Source organism: Pseudoalteromonas sp. 1_2015MBL_MicDiv (assembly GCF_002407505.1).
Lineage (GTDB): Bacteria > Pseudomonadota > Gammaproteobacteria > Enterobacterales > Alteromonadaceae > Pseudoalteromonas > Pseudoalteromonas fuliginea.
Window position 1 is genome coordinate 2,311,296 of the sequence record NZ_CP012737.1, and the last position, 17,269, is coordinate 2,328,564.

Annotated in this window: 15 protein-coding genes; 2 read left to right on the plus strand and 13 right to left on the minus strand. The window is 38.1% G+C overall.

Translation table 11 applies throughout. The features are described 5' to 3' along the window. Positions 1-288 precede the first annotated feature (288 nt). Together AOR04_RS10420 and AOR04_RS10425 are read left to right on the plus strand one after the other, a co-directional pair. Positions 289-1,806, plus strand: a complete 1,518-nt coding sequence (locus AOR04_RS10420; protein WP_232525536.1) for a PAS domain-containing sensor histidine kinase — start codon at positions 289-291, stop codon at positions 1,804-1,806. Between the two features lie 63 nt (positions 1,807-1,869). Further along, on the plus strand, positions 1,870-3,585 hold the full coding sequence (locus AOR04_RS10425) for a two-component system response regulator (protein WP_096793300.1): 1,716 nt from the start codon (positions 1,870-1,872) through the stop codon (positions 3,583-3,585). Positions 3,586-3,711: 126 nt separating this feature from the next. Here the strand turns inward: AOR04_RS10425 and AOR04_RS10430 are convergent, their stop codons facing one another. The 13 genes from AOR04_RS10430 to AOR04_RS10490 all read right to left on the minus strand — a co-directional run bounded on the left by AOR04_RS10430 (position 3,712) and on the right by AOR04_RS10490 (position 17,268). Next, entirely contained in the window at positions 3,712-4,158 is a 447-nt protein-coding gene (locus AOR04_RS10430; protein WP_007375231.1) for a response regulator, read from the minus strand. Continuing rightward, positions 4,155-5,609: a sensor histidine kinase gene (locus tag AOR04_RS10435; protein WP_096793301.1), complete on the minus strand. Its 1,455-nt coding sequence runs from the start codon at positions 5,607-5,609 to the stop codon at positions 4,155-4,157. Before AOR04_RS10435 ends, AOR04_RS10430 begins: the two co-directional genes overlap by 4 nt. Positions 5,610-5,775: 166 nt before the next feature. After that, positions 5,776-6,438 carry an MOSC domain-containing protein gene (locus tag AOR04_RS10440; protein WP_096793302.1) on the minus strand — a complete coding sequence of 221 codons (663 nt, stop codon included), beginning with the start codon at positions 6,436-6,438 and terminating at the stop codon, positions 5,776-5,778. Continuing rightward, a complete protein-coding gene (moaE, locus tag AOR04_RS10445; protein WP_007375234.1) occupies positions 6,438-6,896 on the minus strand; it encodes a molybdopterin synthase catalytic subunit MoaE in 459 nt (152 codons plus the stop codon). The genes AOR04_RS10440 and moaE overlap by 1 nt, the downstream gene beginning before the upstream one ends. Next, on the minus strand, positions 6,896-7,195 hold the full coding sequence (locus AOR04_RS10450; RefSeq protein ID WP_096793303.1) for a MoaD/ThiS family protein: 300 nt from the start codon (positions 7,193-7,195) through the stop codon (positions 6,896-6,898). Before AOR04_RS10450 ends, moaE begins: the two co-directional genes overlap by 1 nt. Continuing rightward, a complete protein-coding gene (gene moaC, locus AOR04_RS10455; protein ID WP_007375236.1) occupies positions 7,173-7,643 on the minus strand; it encodes a cyclic pyranopterin monophosphate synthase MoaC in 471 nt (156 codons plus the stop codon). The genes AOR04_RS10450 and moaC overlap by 23 nt, the downstream gene beginning before the upstream one ends. Before the next feature lies 1 nt (position 7,644). Then, complete coding sequence (gene moaB, locus AOR04_RS10460; protein WP_096793304.1) at positions 7,645-8,184, minus strand: molybdenum cofactor biosynthesis protein B; 540 nt, start codon at positions 8,182-8,184, stop codon at positions 7,645-7,647. Continuing rightward, positions 8,181-8,855 carry a molybdenum cofactor guanylyltransferase gene (locus AOR04_RS10465; protein WP_096793305.1) on the minus strand — a complete coding sequence of 225 codons (675 nt, stop codon included), beginning with the start codon at positions 8,853-8,855 and terminating at the stop codon, positions 8,181-8,183. Before AOR04_RS10465 ends, moaB begins: the two co-directional genes overlap by 4 nt. 1 nt (position 8,856) lies before the next feature. After that, on the minus strand, positions 8,857-9,828 hold the full coding sequence (gene moaA, locus AOR04_RS10470) for a GTP 3',8-cyclase MoaA (protein WP_096793306.1): 972 nt from the start codon (positions 9,826-9,828) through the stop codon (positions 8,857-8,859). A 17-nt stretch (positions 9,829-9,845) separates the two neighbouring features. After that, positions 9,846-12,542 carry a nitrate reductase gene (locus tag AOR04_RS10475; protein WP_096793307.1) on the minus strand — a complete coding sequence of 899 codons (2,697 nt, stop codon included), beginning with the start codon at positions 12,540-12,542 and terminating at the stop codon, positions 9,846-9,848. Between the two features lie 29 nt (positions 12,543-12,571). Then, positions 12,572-14,095, minus strand: coding sequence for an FAD-dependent oxidoreductase (locus AOR04_RS10480; protein ID WP_096793308.1), 1,524 nt, complete (start codon positions 14,093-14,095; stop codon positions 12,572-12,574). A gap of 227 nt (positions 14,096-14,322) precedes the next feature. After that, positions 14,323-15,516 carry an alginate export family protein gene (locus tag AOR04_RS10485; protein ID WP_096793309.1) on the minus strand — a complete coding sequence of 398 codons (1,194 nt, stop codon included), beginning with the start codon at positions 15,514-15,516 and terminating at the stop codon, positions 14,323-14,325. Positions 15,517-15,525: 9 nt separating this feature from the next. Continuing rightward, positions 15,526-17,268: a bifunctional protein-serine/threonine kinase/phosphatase gene (locus tag AOR04_RS10490; protein ID WP_096793310.1), complete on the minus strand. Its 1,743-nt coding sequence runs from the start codon at positions 17,266-17,268 to the stop codon at positions 15,526-15,528. Between the last annotated feature and the right edge of the window lies 1 nt (position 17,269).

Genomic DNA, 17,269 nt, shown 5'->3' on the forward strand with positions numbered 1-17,269 from the left:
AAGCTGTTTGGTATTTAAGCAAGTTAGAGCCTATGTAGTGTGGTTACTCCCCAAAAATAGGCGATAACGCAGAATAAATGCCAAATATGCGCTACCTAAGGGTGATTGACTCTTTGTTGCTCGGTTTTTACTTATTCTTACAGTGGTGTAAGCCATTAGAGTACGCAGGAGCAGGTGCCGAGCCCACTAGGTTACAAACCTCGCGCCACGATTAAACAGCTCTTAGATTGAACGAATTTCAATCATGAAAGTTCAACAGGTACTAGTTAAGTGATTAGATTGAAGGAAGTGTTAATGCCTAATGTAGGACGCTATATTGAGAATATATTACCAACAGATTCGAATTTTTTTGTTGATAACGACATTCAAAAAAACTTAGAGCACATTGTTGAACTAATCTTAAATGTTTTTGATGCTACGGCATGCTCTATTATTGCAAATTCACCACAGGGTCAAATTGAGTTGTACCAATATGGTTCGAAAATAGCCATAACCACAGAGGCGCTAAATAGTGAAGTATTTAATGAATCTATTATCGAGGGTAACTCAAAAAGCAATTCAAATACTCCCTTAAATGTAAACTCCAAAATGCGTAGGGTTATATCACTCATTATTTTACCATCGAACTTAAAATTGGGTTGGTTGATATTTGAACGAAAAAGTGAATCCGCATTTACAGAAAAAGATAAAACGATATTAGCCACCATACAAAAAAATATTGTAAATCAATTACTCCAACTTAATTTTATATTTAAAAAAGAAAAAGATGCTGAACTTCATTCAATGATTTCTGAGCTAAATAGAGATTTTGTTTTTATAAAGGACGAAAACTTTAAAATTGTATACGCAAATGATGCCTTCAAAAATAGTTATCCAAAAAAAATGCAAAACAAAATAATCGGCTTTACTACAATTGAACACTACGAAGAAGATGCGGCTACAGCATTTTTAGCGCAAGACAAAATTGCTTTAAATTGCGGCATTAGTAAAACAGTCGAAAATTTAGCAATGCCTAATGGCATGCAAATTACTGTAGAAACTATAAAACAACGCTTTGAAGATAAGTCTGGTAAACATTATATTTTAGGTGTGTGCAGAGATATAGCTGAAAAAGAAAATTTAATATCTAAATTACAAAAAGCAAACAGTGAACTTGACGAGTTTACCAGTATTGCTTCTCACGATTTAAAATCGCCATTAAATGCAATTAAGCGTTTATTAGAGTGGATTTCGGATGACTGTAAAGATCTGCTTCCTGAAGAGCATTTAGAAAACTTTCAATTAGTAATTAATCGCACTAATAGAATGCAGGTATTACTAGAAGATTTACTGAGCTATTCGAGAGTAGATCGCTGTGATTCTACCCGCTCTGACTTGTCTTTAGAAAATGTTTATCTTGAAATCGCTGAATGTTTAGAGATCCCCGAAACAGTAACTGTTCATATAGATGCAAATGATAAATTATTAAACATACCAGTAGTCCCCTTCAAAACAGTCATTTTAAACCTAATTAGTAATGCTATAAAACATAACGATAAAGAGCTTAGTGTTATACACGTTTCTCTACGGCCTTCTGATCATTATTATCTTATTGAAATAACAGATAATGGTCCTGGAATAGATCCAAAGTATTTTTCACTCATTTTTAAATTGTTTCAAACTCTGCGATCTCGTGATGACGTAGAGGGCAGTGGTATTGGCCTTTGTGTAGCAAAAAAACTCATTATTAATTATGGCGGTAAGATTGAAGTAGCATCTGATGGGAAGCTTGGCAGTACATTTACTATTTTTTGGCCAAAAATTTAGCAATAAAATTGTTTTATTAATTAAAGATGAGTATTGGTATAGTGCTAAACCCTTAAGGAACTTATGTATATTTTAATAGTTGATGATGACTTAGTAGATCGTAAGTTAATTAAAAAGATGCTTATTTCAGACGGCTCTCAACTTCATGATATTACTGAAGTAACATGTGTTAAAGAAGGTTTAAATGCCATTGAAAGTATGCATTTTGACATAATACTACTCGATTATAATATGCCTAAAGAAGATGGTATCGAAATGCTTCTTGAAATGCGAGCAAAGCCAAAACTTGGTAATACTGCAATAATTATGATTAGTTCATCAGAGAACTCAACCCTCGCAATTGAGTGTATAGAAGCCGGTGCACAAGATTTTTTACCTAAGGGTGATATTACACGTAGTAGTTTAAATAAAGCACTTATATACGCTAAAAAGCGATTTGAAGCTGAACAACGCATGCATGACAGTTACCTCGCTGTAAAGCATATGGCAGAAAGGGATCAGCTAACGGGTTTGTCAAACCGATACCATTTTGAAGAAATATTAAAAGTAATGATTGCCAATAATAAACGGACTAAAAATAGTGTCGCGCTTTTGGCATTGGATTTAGATAATTTCAAACATATAAACGACACATTAGGGCATAATGTTGGCGATCAGATTTTAATACAAACTGTAACAAGAATTAACCACTGCCTAAGAAGAGACGAAGGGTTTGCTCGATTAGGGGGAGATGAATTTGCTGTTATTATTGGTGGTATAAGTAATATTAATCAAATAGGTATGATAGCAAATAGGATATTAGCTAATGTTTCTGAGCCATTTTTACATAATGGTAGAACGATTAACTGTAGTGTGAGTATTGGCAGTGCTATATATCCTCAAGATGCGACGGAGTCACATGAACTGCTTAAATGTGCTGATATTGCAATGTATCGCTCTAAGCAAAACGGTAAGGCAAAAATTAGTTTTTATAAAGAACAATATCAATACGAGTTTAGTCGTCGCGTTGATATTCAAAACAAAATTAAAGAAAATTTAGAACAAGAAAATTTTCGAATATTTTACCAACCTGTTTATTGCTCTAAACGGCAAAAAATATCAGGTGTAGAAGCTTTAATTCGCTGGCCAGATTCCGATATTAGTTATACTCCTGATGAATTTATACCCATTGCGGAAGAATGCCGATTAATTGTGACGCTTGGCGAGTGGATTATTTCAACAGCTCTACAGCAATTATCATTATGGCAAACTCGTTTTAAAATTCCGCTAAATTTATCAATAAACATTTCCCCGATACAACTTCAGAGTGAAGGATTGCTCGCTTATTTACTCGCAGCTGTAAAGCAATATGATGTGAATGTTAATAGTATAATTTTAGAAATAACTGAAACAGCCTTTATCAAAGATAACGAAGAAGTTACTGATATATTAACCACCTTATCTAATAATGGCTTTAGAATTGCTTTGGACGATTTTGGTATGGGCTATTCATCTATATCTCATCTTATATCTTACCCCATTGATATTGTTAAGTTAGATAAAAGCATGCAATCATCTGATAGTGAAAAAGGGAAACGACTAAGAGTAATTGAAGGGTTGTCTCTGATGCTTAAAAAGTTAGATTTTGATATTGTCGCCGAAGGTATTGAAACCCAAGCACAGCACAATTTATGTAAACAATTAGAGATAGACTATTTGCAAGGCTTTTTATTTTCAAGGCCCATGCCTGCAAACGACATAGACTTATTACTCACTAAGAACGCCGACGATTCAATCTAGAAATATTACCTATATTGAAATCGTCAAAATAAAATAACAGAGGCTGTATTTTGCTAAACCGAAAAACACCTAAAACTCTATTTTCACTCAATATAAACTAATAATATATTGAGATCATAATAATTTTTAATCTCCCTGTATTGGAGTATCAATGACAGACAGTACCTTCTCTTTTAGATCTTCAGCCTTAAAAGTTCCCTTAACTAAATAGCCTTTAACAAAATCATGCGCCATAATAATTTTTTTCTCTTCTTCTCGTTCTGATGAGCTGAACATCATAACTACGCAAGAACTTATTTCAATGACTTTCCTGAGCTTGGCAAACTCGTCTAAAAATTGAATACCATTAACTCTGGGCATATTAATGTCTAAAAAAATCAATATTGGGGGAAAGCCATCTGGGTGTTCTTTTCTATTCGCTTCATAATTTTCGAGAAATTCTAACGCCTCTTGACCATCTTTTTTTTCAAAAATGGTAAGCTCTAAGTTAGCTTCTTTTATTAATCTTTTAAGGATATACCGATCAACTTCATTGTCATCGATAATTAATATAGGTGGTTTTACTTTTTTCATCTTAATTTATCCATAGGTATTGTTATTTTGAATGTTGTACCGCTATTAGAACTTTGCAATGATATTTCTCCATCTAAATACTCTATATGTTTTTTAACTAGTGCCATACCCAAACCTGAGCCGCTACTCGTCTCAACATGAAATCGCTTGAACATATCAAACACTTCGCTGTGATGCTTATCAGGTATTCCAATCCCATTATCGGTAACTGTAATATTGAACGTCTCTTGTTCGTTAAAAATATCGCAGTGAACATAGGGCGCATCCTTATTTGTGTCGTAATATTTCAACCCATTTGATATCAAATTTTCGATGATTTGAGCAAAACGCGCTTTTTCTGATTTGATAGGTGTCGATAAATTAATATTCGTTGTTAATGTACAAGGATTATCTTTCATTAACCAAGCCAGTCGTTCTTCCATATCAGTAATCAGCTGATTAAAGTCAATTAATTCTTCATTTTCATTACCTATATCTGCTTTTGCTAATAATAAAATATCAACAACAAGTGTTTCTAACTTCTCCATTTGTTGGTAAATAATTTTCGCATTTTGACAGGCCTCTTTAATATCACCAGCTTCTATATCTTGAATAACAAATTGGGCCAAAGATTTAGCGCCTGATAACGGTGACTTTAAATCATGTGATGCCCTATAAGCAAACTGAGCCAGTTCATCATTTGCCTGCTGCAAAGAAGCTGTTTGGCTGTTTACAATAGCTTTTAGCTCGATACTATTTTCTATGTTTAATAAATCATCTTTGATACGCTGTCTTGCTGCTATTACCAATGCTTTTAATTCACCCGTGGTATTTTTATCAAGTTCGTCATCTAAATTAGTACTATCTTCAGGTTTACTAGTTAAAAGAATGGTTAAATTGCGTATAGAGCTAGATATGGTACGTGACAGGTAACTGATTAAAATAATATTAAAAAGGGATATGATTAAAACAAGTGGTATTAAAGTGCTCAATATAAACGACACTGTTTTTCTGATTGGTTCTTCAAACATTTCTGAATGTTGATTGAATCCATCAAGTGCAACATTAAGGTTTAGTAAAAAATCATCTCTACTGAGTTCACCTTTCTTATATTGAGTAACTGACAGTAGTGCTTTATCCGCAATTTCTATATCATTTTCGCAAATAGTTAAAGCTTGATCAGTCTTAATGACTTTCATAATAACACGGTTTAAATAATTAACTTCATCAAGACAATCAATAGGTTGCTGCTTTATAGCCAATATATCAAACTCTATTGTATTTATGTCTACAGGGGTGTCGTTTTTTATTTTTTTTACTGTCTTTGTTAATTGGTTAATATACTTTAAATGAAGAAAATTAAGCTGATGAAACTTAGCGCCTTTAGCTATTTCAAAGGCAGAAAAAACGGTAATACTTACTTCGGCTGTCGTTAAGATTACTATAAGCATCAATTTTTTAGTTATATTCATATACGAAGCCTGTTTTTCTATTCGCTATTGGTTAATAACCGTAACACTATATTTATTATGGTTTTTCTAACCTTAGTTATAGCAGGCATTCTTTTTTTTACTAGTTAATGTATAAGTTTTGCGCTTATTTAGAGAATTTAATTACTGCATAAGAATTGCACCGCATTCATTTGGCCGATTCAACTTTAATAGCAAGTTTCTTTTTTAACTTTTCTTGCCACTCTACAGCAAGCTCTGGCAAAGTTAGGGCCTCTAAAAGTACGTCTTCGTAACCTACGTATTTTTTGTCAAAAAACGCCTGAAACAGCTTTTTAACTGAAATATTATGCGCCGCTTTTTTTTCTATAGTGACTGTATCGCCTGTTTTGGCAACTCCTTGCTCAATGACTCTAAAATACACACCCGTGCAATAATACTGCGTGAACAGTTTAAGGCTGTTTTTATTATTAAGGGCGATAGCCAATTTAAAACAGGGCACACGAGGCTGGCTTACTTCAAGCAGTGCAGTACCAATTCGAATATGATCGCCTATATGTATATTCGCTTCATCAAGGTCAGAAATTGTGAAGTTTTCACCAAATATGCCACTGGTTAAATCCTCGTTTGCAAGCGTTTTCTTCCAATAGTCATAATGATTGTGCGAAAAAGCATATACCGCTTTATCTACGCCGCCGTGGTAAACTAAATCAGCTTGCTCATCACCTATAATACTTAGCTTTTCAATAGTTACCGGTTCGTTAGTAGCCGTTTTAAATATACCTGTTTTAACTTCTTTGCCGTTATGCACAACCGTTTTTATTTTAGAGATATTGGTAGAGATTATTTTCATTAAGACTCCCATTTACCTAATGCTTGTTTGTCACTTTGTTTAAACTCAACCCAATTTGATGAGTCTTTAAAGTGCTCTTTTTTCCAAAACGTGGCGTGGTTTTTTAAGTAATCCATTATAAATTGTGCGCCTTCGAACGCGGCTTGGCGATGGCGGGACGTTACGCCAACAAATACAATTTGCTCGCCAAGTGCTAAATAACCAACGCGATGAATAATACATATTCGAGCCAGTTGCCAGCGCGTTTGTGCTTGCTCTGCAATAGATTGAAGCAGTTGCTCGGTCATACCAGGATAGTGTTCAAGCTCAAGTGCAATAACGTTATCGCCACTGCTGAACTCTCTTACCAAACCTGTAAAGGTGACAACAGCGCCATCGCTTTTATTATTACTACAAAGCGTATTGTGCTCGTCACCTACATTAAAATCATCGGTTTGCACTTGAATATGTATGCTCATTAGCCACCTGTAACCGGCGGGAAAAAGGCAAGCTCATCCCCTGCTTTCACTATTTCGTCGCTTGATGACATAGTTTGGTTAAGCGCTGCAAGTAGCTCACGCTCCTCCAGCCACGGTTGCCAATGCGGGTATTGGCTTACTAATCTTAATTTAAGCTCTGAAATAGTAAGCGGCTGCGTAATCTCAAGGCTTAATTTACTGCACTTTAACCGCTCTTTTAGTTGCCCAAAAAACAATAACTCTACATTTTGGGCGCTAGATATAACATTGTTTGGATTAATCTCGTTGCCAACTGCCATTTTTTCCCCCAGCTTTTTGAGTAACGCGCATGCCGCTAATTTCCATTAGTGGGTCGGCTGCTTTACACATATCAAACAAAGTAAGGCTAGCCACAGATACCGCTGTTAACGCTTCCATTTCAACCCCAGTTTTACCGGCAAGTTTGCAGTAGCTGGTTATTTTAATTTGGCTGTTTGCTTCATCAAGTTCAAAATCAACAGCGACTTTGCTAAGTGCAAGCGGATGACAAAGCGGGATTAAATCGGCGCACTTTTTAGCGCCTTGAATACCTGCAATACGTGCCACGCCTAACACATCGCCTTTTTTGTTTTGATTAAGCATTACTTGTTCAAAGGCAAGTTTGCTCATGCTAATAAATGCTTCAGCTGAGGCATCGCGCAAGGTTACGTCTTTGAGCGATACATCAACCATATTCGCTTGGCCGTTTTCGTCAACGTGGCTCAGCATACTATTGCTCACGCGATTCACACTTTTTACCAATGGTAATGTGCGGTGCAAAGTTACACGGTTTATGCATTGAGTTAAGTTGATCTTTTATAATGCCTGTCCATGCTGTTTTGCATGCGCCTGTAGAGCCTGGCATACAAAAAATAACCGTGTTGTTAGCAAGTCCTGCCAATGCACGAGATTGAATAGTTGAGTTACCAATTTCACCGTACGATATATGTCTAAATAGCTCGCCAAAGCCATCTACGCTTTTATCAAACAGCGGCGCAAATGCCTCAGGTGTTGAATCGCGCTCGGTAAAACCTGTACCGCCAGTCACTAAAATAGCGTGAATGGTGTCATCGGCTATCCACTGCGATGCAATAGCGCGCATTTGGTAAACATCATCTTTTACAATTTCTTTATCCGCTAAGTGATGACCCGCCTCAGTTAGCGCTTTAATTAAGTAATGACCAGAAGTATCGGTAATCGCATCGCGCGTGTCGCTTACTGTAAGTACGGCAATGTTTAAAGGTATTTGTGACTCAGTTGTGTGGCTCATAATGCTCTTCTTAATTGATTAATGCTTTGGTCAAAATGCTCATTTACAGCTTTAAATTGCGCCGGTGTATTGGTGTTTATTAATGCGTGCGCTTTATTACATAAAAGCGTTTGCACACCAATGCTTTGGGTAAACTGTTTTATTGATTTATGACTGTTAGCGTTTGTGAGTATGTGTTTTAAATGATTTTTTACACTGCTTGTATTACGAATATACAGCGGTAGTGGTTCATTTTCAAAGTGCCAAGCATGTATTTGTGACTGATTTAATTGATTGCTCACACTTTGTACTTTATTTGACTGAGAAGCCAGCACAATTGTGCTTAACAAACTACTCGTAAGTAGAGGCATATCTACCGCAGTAATAAGTAAGTCGTACTCAGTGGCTATTAATATGGAATAAATTCCGCCAAGGGGTCCACTATTTGGGTATATATCTTTAACGTACTTTTCTGAGGGATAATCGCTCGGTGAATAATGGCTCGATGATTTAACTGGATTTGTAACGTTGCGACTTATTAGTATGTTTTTAGCGCCTGCGTCTTTTAATAAATCACACGCATTGTGCAATAGAGTTTTGTTGTTTAAAACTAAATCGGCTTTGTCTGTGCCCATTCTTGATGACTTACCACCAGCAAGCACAACACCTGTAAAATCTCGCTTAACTTTCATATTAGCCGCCTAACATGGCTAAGTGAGTTGTCGCACCTGTTAAGCGTTTATCCAGCTCATGGCTTATTTCTTTATTGCCCATAGCGGCTTGAACTGCCTTTACGGTCGCTGCAGTATCGTCCTCGTTGAGTAGTTCGCGTAAATCTATACCTTGCTCGGCAAACAAGCATAAGTGTAATTTACCCAGCGCCGACACCCTTAAGCGATTACAGCTTTTACAAAAATCTTTGCTGTAAGGCATTATTAAACCAATACGACCATCGTAATCAGGATGACAAAATTCCTCTGCGGGTCCGTTTAATTTTCCCCTAACGACTTGTAACCAGCCTTGGGCGAGTAATTGGGCTTTAACCGTTTGCCCACTTAAGTGGTTTTCTTCAAAAAAGGTTGCGCCGTCACCGGTTTCCATTAATTCTATAAAGCGCACTGTAACTTTGTGGTGTTTTACCCACGCTAAAAAATCCTTCAATTGGTTTTTATTAAACTGCTTGGCAAGCACTGCATTTATTTTTATATCTTTTATGCCCAGATCTACCGCGCGTTCAATCCCTTTTAAAATAAGGTTAAGTTTGTCGTGCCCTGTTATGAGTTTAAACATACTCGGATTTAAGCTATCAATACTGACATTAAGCGCATCAAGCCCGGCTTCTGCAAATTCATCAATTTTCTTTAATAAATTAAACCCGTTGGTAGTAATGGCTACTTTTTCTATGCCAGGTGTATTTTTACAGAGTTTTATAATATCGGTTACGTCGTTTCGCAAGCACGGTTCGCCACCTGTAATGCGTACTTTTTTAGTACCTAGCTCTGCAAACGCATTTACTAGCGTGCTAATTTCGTTTTTATTTAAAAAATTACGCGGCGTATCGCACTGATACCCGTTTGGTAAACAATAACTACAACTAAAATTACATACATCAGTTATTGAGAGGCGCAAATAGTTAAACTGCCGACCAAATTGATCATTAAGCATATGCTTCCTTTTTTTCTTTACATTACAACCGCAACATCAATGCTGCTAGAGCCTGCTTTGTAATGTTGTTTTATTAATTGGCTTAATTGTGTTTTACACGAACCGCAGTTCGTTCCACATTTAAGTTCAGACCCCAATTGCTCGACGGTGTTTGCACCGTTTTTAATGGCGTTTATAATTGGCTGCTCTCTAACTTTAAAGCAGCTACACACTTGCACGCCTTGGGTAAATTCTTCATCGGGAGTTGCATAAAGCAAAGACTGTAATTGGGTGAAAGTTAGTAATGGCTCTGCAAATAAATGGTTTATCCACTCGAGTGATATTTCTTTTTGCTCGTTAGAAATAACACCAACAAACGCTAATTGATCGTTTTGAATACATTGCACGTGCATGGCTTTTGCCGTATTCATAGCCGACCACTGCCCTTGTAAACCGGTTAAGGTTTGGCAGTAATACAGTAAATCACTTTGTGGCTCATTAAGCGCCAATTGGTAATTAAAGCAATTACTAGCATTAACTTTGAGCCAAAAATCACTGTTTATAACAAGTTCGTTTTTAGCAAACAGCTGCATATATTGCCCAAAGGGTGCTTTAACTATATTAACAGCGCCGTGTTTGCACTCAGCCTGACCAGATAGAGGGTCAACTACCGATTGATACAGCCCGCTTACTGTTGCTGACGATGCAAATTGCTTGTTCCAGTGAATAGGCATAAAGCATTCGCCTTTTCGCACGGCATCGGTTACTTTTGCATGCGCGGTAACCTGCCCTGTTTGGGCAATTGCACTAATTAAATCGTTTTGTTTAATTGCTAATTTACTGGCATCAAGCGGATTAATTTCAATATACGGGCGTGTAATATGCGATGAAAGCGCGGTACTTTTACCGGTGCGGCTCATGGTATGCCATTGATCGCGTATACGCCCTGAGTTCATTACAAACGGATAATCACTTGATGTTTTTTGCACAGGTAATTGCGGCGTTATCGGTATAAAACGTGCTTTTTTATCAGCGGTGCTAAATTGGTTATCTGTAAAAACCTGACCATTTTTATAAGGCTGATTTTTAACAACCGGCCACATAATGGGTTTTAAATTATCGTACTGGCTTTTTGTGAGCCCAACTAAACCAGAGAGGTTTAACAATCGGCTGCCGTTATTTTCAAAATCAGTTAATTGTGCCCATTCTTCAAAAATGCCACTGGGATCTATAAAATCAAATCCTTCAAAGCCCATTTTTTTAGCAACGTCGCACATAATTTGCCAATCGTTTTTAGCACCCGAATAAGGCGCTACTAACGGTCGTTGCCTTGATATTCTGCGTTCTGAATTAGTTACTGTGCCGTTTTTTTCACCCCAACCGGTTGATGGAAAAGCAACATCGGCAAATTTTAACGTATCACTTTTTGCAATACAGTCAGATACAACCACCAGCTCGCAAGTCTCTAATGCCTTTTTAATAGCGGCGTTATTAGGCAAGCTCACCATTGGGTTTGTTGCCATTATCCACACTGCTTTTATTTTGCCTGCGGCTATTTCATCAAACATATCAATGGCATTACTGCCTGCTTTTTTAGCAATAGTTGGCGAGAGCCAAAAGCGTTGTACAAGTGATTGATGCGCTTCGTTTTCAATATCTAAATGCGCCGCTAACTGATTAGCCAAACCACCTACTTCGCGGCCGCCCATCGCATTGGGTTGCCCCGTAATCGAAAACGGACCACTGCCTGGCTTAAGTAATTTACCTGAGGCTAAATGAGCATTGATAATGGCGTTGCATTTATCTACACCCGAGCTTGATTGATTTATACCCATTGAATAAAAGCTAATCGCACTTGGGCTGTTAGCAAATAGCGCGTAAAACTCAGTGACTTGCTCAATTGCTATATCGCAAAAGTCGCTAACTGCCTCACAGCTCCATTTTTGTGCCTCTTGCAATGCGCTTTCAAAGCCGTTTGTGTGCTGAGCAATAAATTGCGTATCGAGGTGGTTATGCTCATTTAAATAATTAAGCAAACCGTTATAAAGCGCGGCGTCACTGCCTGGTTTTATATTTAAAAATGTGTCGGCAAGCTCAGCGGTGTCGGTTTTACGCGGATCAATAACCACCACTTTCATATTTGGGTTAAGCTGCTTTGCACGTTCCATTCGCTGATACAAAACCGGATGAGTCCACGCTGCATTTGAGCCAATTAAAATAAGTAGCTCAGTTTGCTCTAAATCCTCGTAAGTACACGGCACTACGTCTTCACCAAAAGCGCGTTTATAACCTGCCACAGCAGACGACATACACAGGCGCGAATTTGTATCAATATTGCCTGAGCCTATATAGCCTTTCATTAATTTATTAGCGATGTAGTAATCTTCAGTAAGTAACTGCCCTGACACATAAAATGCCACCGCATCAGGTCCGTGCTTTTGTATTATGTCGTTAAATTTATTGGCAACATGGTCAGTGGCTTCATCCCACGTAACAGCTTGATTATTAATAAGAGGCGACGTTAAGCGGTTATCACTGCCTGTGGTGTCGAGCAAATGGGTGCCTTTTACACATAAACGACCAAAGTTTGCGGGGTGCTCTCGCATGCCTTCAAGCTTGGTTGGCACATTATTAAAAAGTGAAATATCAACACCGCACCCTACACCACAGTAAGCACATGTTGTTTGTTTTAAACTGGTTTTATTTATAGTTGGTGACGTGTTTGCGGTTGTCATACTACTGCTCTCTTTTAGTGTGCTTTAATTTATGCAGGCTGTTTTACAGGCTCATTAAGGGTAACTACGTTAATAGTGTTACTTGCTTTAGCGAGCGCGCTGTTTATTACATTTTGAACGAGCTTTTCACAGCCTCCACAACCTGTACTGGCTTTGGTGCTTTGCTGCACACTTGCCAAATCTATGCAGCCGTTAGCGACTGTTTGTTCAATGGTGTGTTTAGTTACTTTATGACAAGCGCAAATAATAGCGTCATCAGGCAAGTCGTCGGCGCTTAGCTCTGCTATTTCGCCAGCAAGGGGCATAATGAGCGCTTCGGGGGCAGTGGTAAGTTCAATGTCGTTTAAATGATATTGCAGTAAATTGTCGTAATCGCTGGTATCGCCAACAAGTACCGCGCCAATCAGCTTATTACTTTGTGAGTTAGTGACTATTTTTTTATAAATACCATTGGCTTGGTCTTCAAAGTAATAGCTTATTGCGCCTTCGCTGCGTGCATGCGCATCGCCAATAGAGCCTACTTCAACACCCATTAATTTAAGCTTGGTGCTCATATCGGCACCATTAAATTCATCGGCTTTATTGTCTAAGCCAGTACTTTGCAAAGTACCTTGCTGCGTATCTTGTAAAATATGCCCAACTGCTATTTTAGCCATGGCGTAACCGGGTGCCACTAAGCCAAAAATAAAATTATTCCACAGTGCACATTCACCAATAGCGTATATGTTTTTATCACTTGTTTGGCAGTGGTTATTAATTACAATACCGCCGCGCTCGCCTAACTCTAAATTAAACTCGCGGGCTAAATTATCATAAGGGCGAATACCCGCCGAAAATACAATCATGTCTGTTTCAAGGGTTTTGCCACCTTTAAAACACATTTTATAACGGCAACTTTCGCCTTCTACTATTTCCTCAGTTGCTACCGCTGTATGCACAGTAACGCCCAAATCCGTAATTTTGTTTTTTAGTAACCGACCGCCACCAGCATCAACTTGTACACCCATAAGTTGCGGTGCAAATTCTATTACGTGAGTATGTAAACCCAATTGCTTTAATGCGTTTGCAGCTTCAAGCCCCAGTAAACCGCCACCAATTACCACGCCTACTTTGCTGCCGTGGGCTGAATTTTTTATTGCGTGTAAATCGTTAATGGTGCGATAAACAAGGCAATGCTCACGATCTTTACCCGGTATAGGCGGTACAAATGGGAATGAACCTGTAGCAAGCACAAGTTTGTCGTATTCAAACAATTCCCCTTTAGCGGTCGTTACAGTTTGCGTATCACGATTTATATCAACCACTTTAGAATGAGTATGAAAGCGTACTTGCCAATCGTCATAGGTTTTATTACATGTAAGTGCGAGGTCGTCTGCGGTTTTGCCTTTAAAAAAAGAGGATAGTTGTACACGGTCATACGCTAAACGGTCTTCACCGCTAAGTACCGTAATTTCAAATTGCTCATCAGCTTGATTTTGAGAAACTAGCTGCTGCACAAAATGGTGCCCGACCATTCCGTTTCCTACCACTACAACACGCTGCTTGCTTAACATTTACCCACCTTAAAGTGATACCTATTTTAGTAATTGACTAAAATTGAAATCGAATAATTTGTTATAGGTTTGTTATAGCAATATGTAAGCCAAATATATAAGCATTTAAAATCAACAAGTTGCCTACATTGGTGCAGAGGTGAAAAGCATAAAGCCCCACAAGATGGTGCAATTGCACCATCTTGTGTCGCTATAAATTACAAGTGAATATTAGAAGATAATGAGGGTTAAAATTTAGCGCTCATCCATACCCACAATTTTTGAGTATCGACTTTATTAGCAGCGGTATCGCCCGCTGAGTAATCAGCGTATTTAACACCTACTGCGTATTGTTTATTAATAGGTTTAACGTATTGTACGTTTAATTCAGTACCCAAATCGTCAACCCCATTTGATTGCTCATTAGCATCAAAACTGTGATAAGCCACCAACCATTTTCCGTCAAACGCTTTACCATTTAAGCTTATATAAGTGTCGTCCAAGCCTTGTGCGGGTGTATTTAAAAACGTATCTGCCCAACCATTAAATTTATGTAACGTGGCAAGTGGTGTTGCAAACCCGTAATCGCCATTATCAGAGCCAAGTGACTCTATGCCAACTTTTAATGTTACTGTTTTTACACCCAACCCATTTATATCCACAGCGCCTTCAAGTGCATAGTAATCGGCATCAAAATCACTCACGCTTGTTGAGGCAGACTGCGTTGCATACTCCGCTTTGTAATAAAATTTTATGTCGTTTAGGGTTTTATTACCGTTAAAAGAAACGCCATAAGTGTCTAAACTGTCGTCTTGTAGTGCATCGTCACTTAATAAGTAACTGTATAAAACCACTTTACCGTAGTCTGTTTTAAAGCTTGCATTAATTAGATGATCGGATGATTTAATGTCTTTATCGTCAGCAAATATGCGGTTACGCTTATTTAAATAACTGTACTGTAAATCTATGTTATTAAATGCGTAATTAATGGTTGCGGCATCAAAGGTTTGTCTGTCTTGGCGCCAACCTACGTGCCCAACAAAACGCTGCCCATCAAGAGCTATTACTTGGCGTCCTACTTTTAGTGATAGACCATCGCGGGCATATTTAACAAAGCCTTGATCTATCTCAGTGTTTTCTGGGTCTGCAATAACAGAATAATTAGTGTTTTTCCCCACCGTATTGTTGTAATCATCTACGCCCAATAGGTTGCGAGTGTTTTCTACTTCAATAAGGGCTGAAAAACCATTCACCTCATCTGTTTGATGCGTTAAGCGGGTTCTAAGTGTTAAGCCGCTTGCATCTTTTAGAGCATTTTCTTGATCAACGCTTTCAAAGCGCAGTCTAAAATCAAGATCAGTTTGCGCAGCTTGACTTATTGAAGGCGCAGTGAAGCAACCCAGTATAAAAATAATAGGTAAGTTGTTCTTGTAATTAAGCATTTTGGTTCTCTAAGTTTTAATTATTAATACACATACCAAAGCAATAAATAAACACAGCGAAATACATTTCCACACCATAACTGGATCGCGTTTCATTATTGAACTTTTATTAGCGGTACTTTCTAAATAAGGATTAGGTTTGTTGATATCGTTTATAAACTCAGAAAAAGCTTGGTATCTGAGCTCAGGTTTAGGGGCAAGCGCCTTCATAAGGGCTTGATCTAACCAAAACGGAATATCGGCTCTGTATTTACGAATACTTGTGTAATGCCAATGGCTGTAATCTTTTGGCGCTACGTGGTTAAGTGGCAGTGGTTTATAAGGCAATTTTGAGCACAATAACTCATATGCAATCACGCCAAGTGAAAACAAATCACTTTTAAAATCGGCGTGCATAGTAATAAGTGTTTCGGGTGCGGTGTAATCGGCTGTGCCTTGCGGGCAATCATCCGCAATTTGTTTAACCGACTCGTCCATAGCCGCAACACTTACTGTGCCGTAATCTATCAGCGTTACTTTACCGTGCGCATCTATCATTACATTATCGAGTTTTAAATCGCGATGCACCATATCGAGTCGCTGAAACGCCCTTAGTGCATGTACTATTTGTTCAATAATACTGCGCACTTGGGTTATTTCTGGGTGCGGCACGTCGTGCTTCCAATCACTGAGTGTTTGCCCGTCCATGTACTCACAAATATGATACAAAAAACGACTCTGCGATTGCGTACTCAGTACTTTCATCACGTTTAAATGGTTTATGCGTTGCCCTACCCAGCCTTCTCTTATAAAGCCTTGAAGGTAGTGCACATCGTCTTCAAAATTAACCGAAGGTGCTTTTAAAACCACTGGCGGTATATCGGGCGCTTGTTGCACTAAATAAATGTGCGAACGACTACTGGCATGCAATTTACGAATAACCGTGTAGTCATCAATTTTTTGCCCAACATTAAGCGCAGGTGGGATTTTTCGTCGTGTTAGCGAATGATAAAGTTCATCTAACTTTTGCTCGGCAATATTTTCTACTTTTACCAGTAAACAACTTACGTTGTCTTCACTGCCTCGCGCTAATGCAAGTTCGGTAATTGCTTTAGCTGCATTTTCTAAATCAGTGTGCTCGTTAATTAATTTAGCTATATCACTACTTGGAAGCACATCGTGTACGCCATCGCAGGTTAATATATAAATATCATCTGCTTTTAGGTCAACCTCGTATACATCTATTTCTTGATGAAGTTGTGCGCCAAGTGCACGCGTTAGCGTATCGTTTACTTTGTGATCCCGTGTTATTGCCTCTATTTTATTTCCTCGCAAGCGAGTAATACGCGTATCACCTAAGTGAAATATATAACCCGTTGCCGACTTTAAAATAAGTGCTGTAAAAGTCGTCATCCAATCGGCTTGGCGCTGACCTAAGTGATTGTAATTAACTGATTGCGAATAAAGCCACTGATTTAAACTTGCTAACACCTTCGACACTGACTTTTTAACCGCCCAACTTTCGGGGGTATTTAAATACTCATTTATAAAATGAGTAACCGAAAGTTGAGACGCTTGTTTAGAATTTTTTGCTGATGAACACCCATCGGCTAAGCAGGCAATAACGCCTTTAGACTCTTTTTCTTGCGCTTTGGTATTAAGAGCTGCAAACGCATCTTGGTTTTCTGCTTTTAAGCCTTTTGCGCTGTGTCCGCCAAATGAAACGTTGAGTTCATTTTTTAGCGCTTTAACGTGGAGTGTTTCATCAAACATA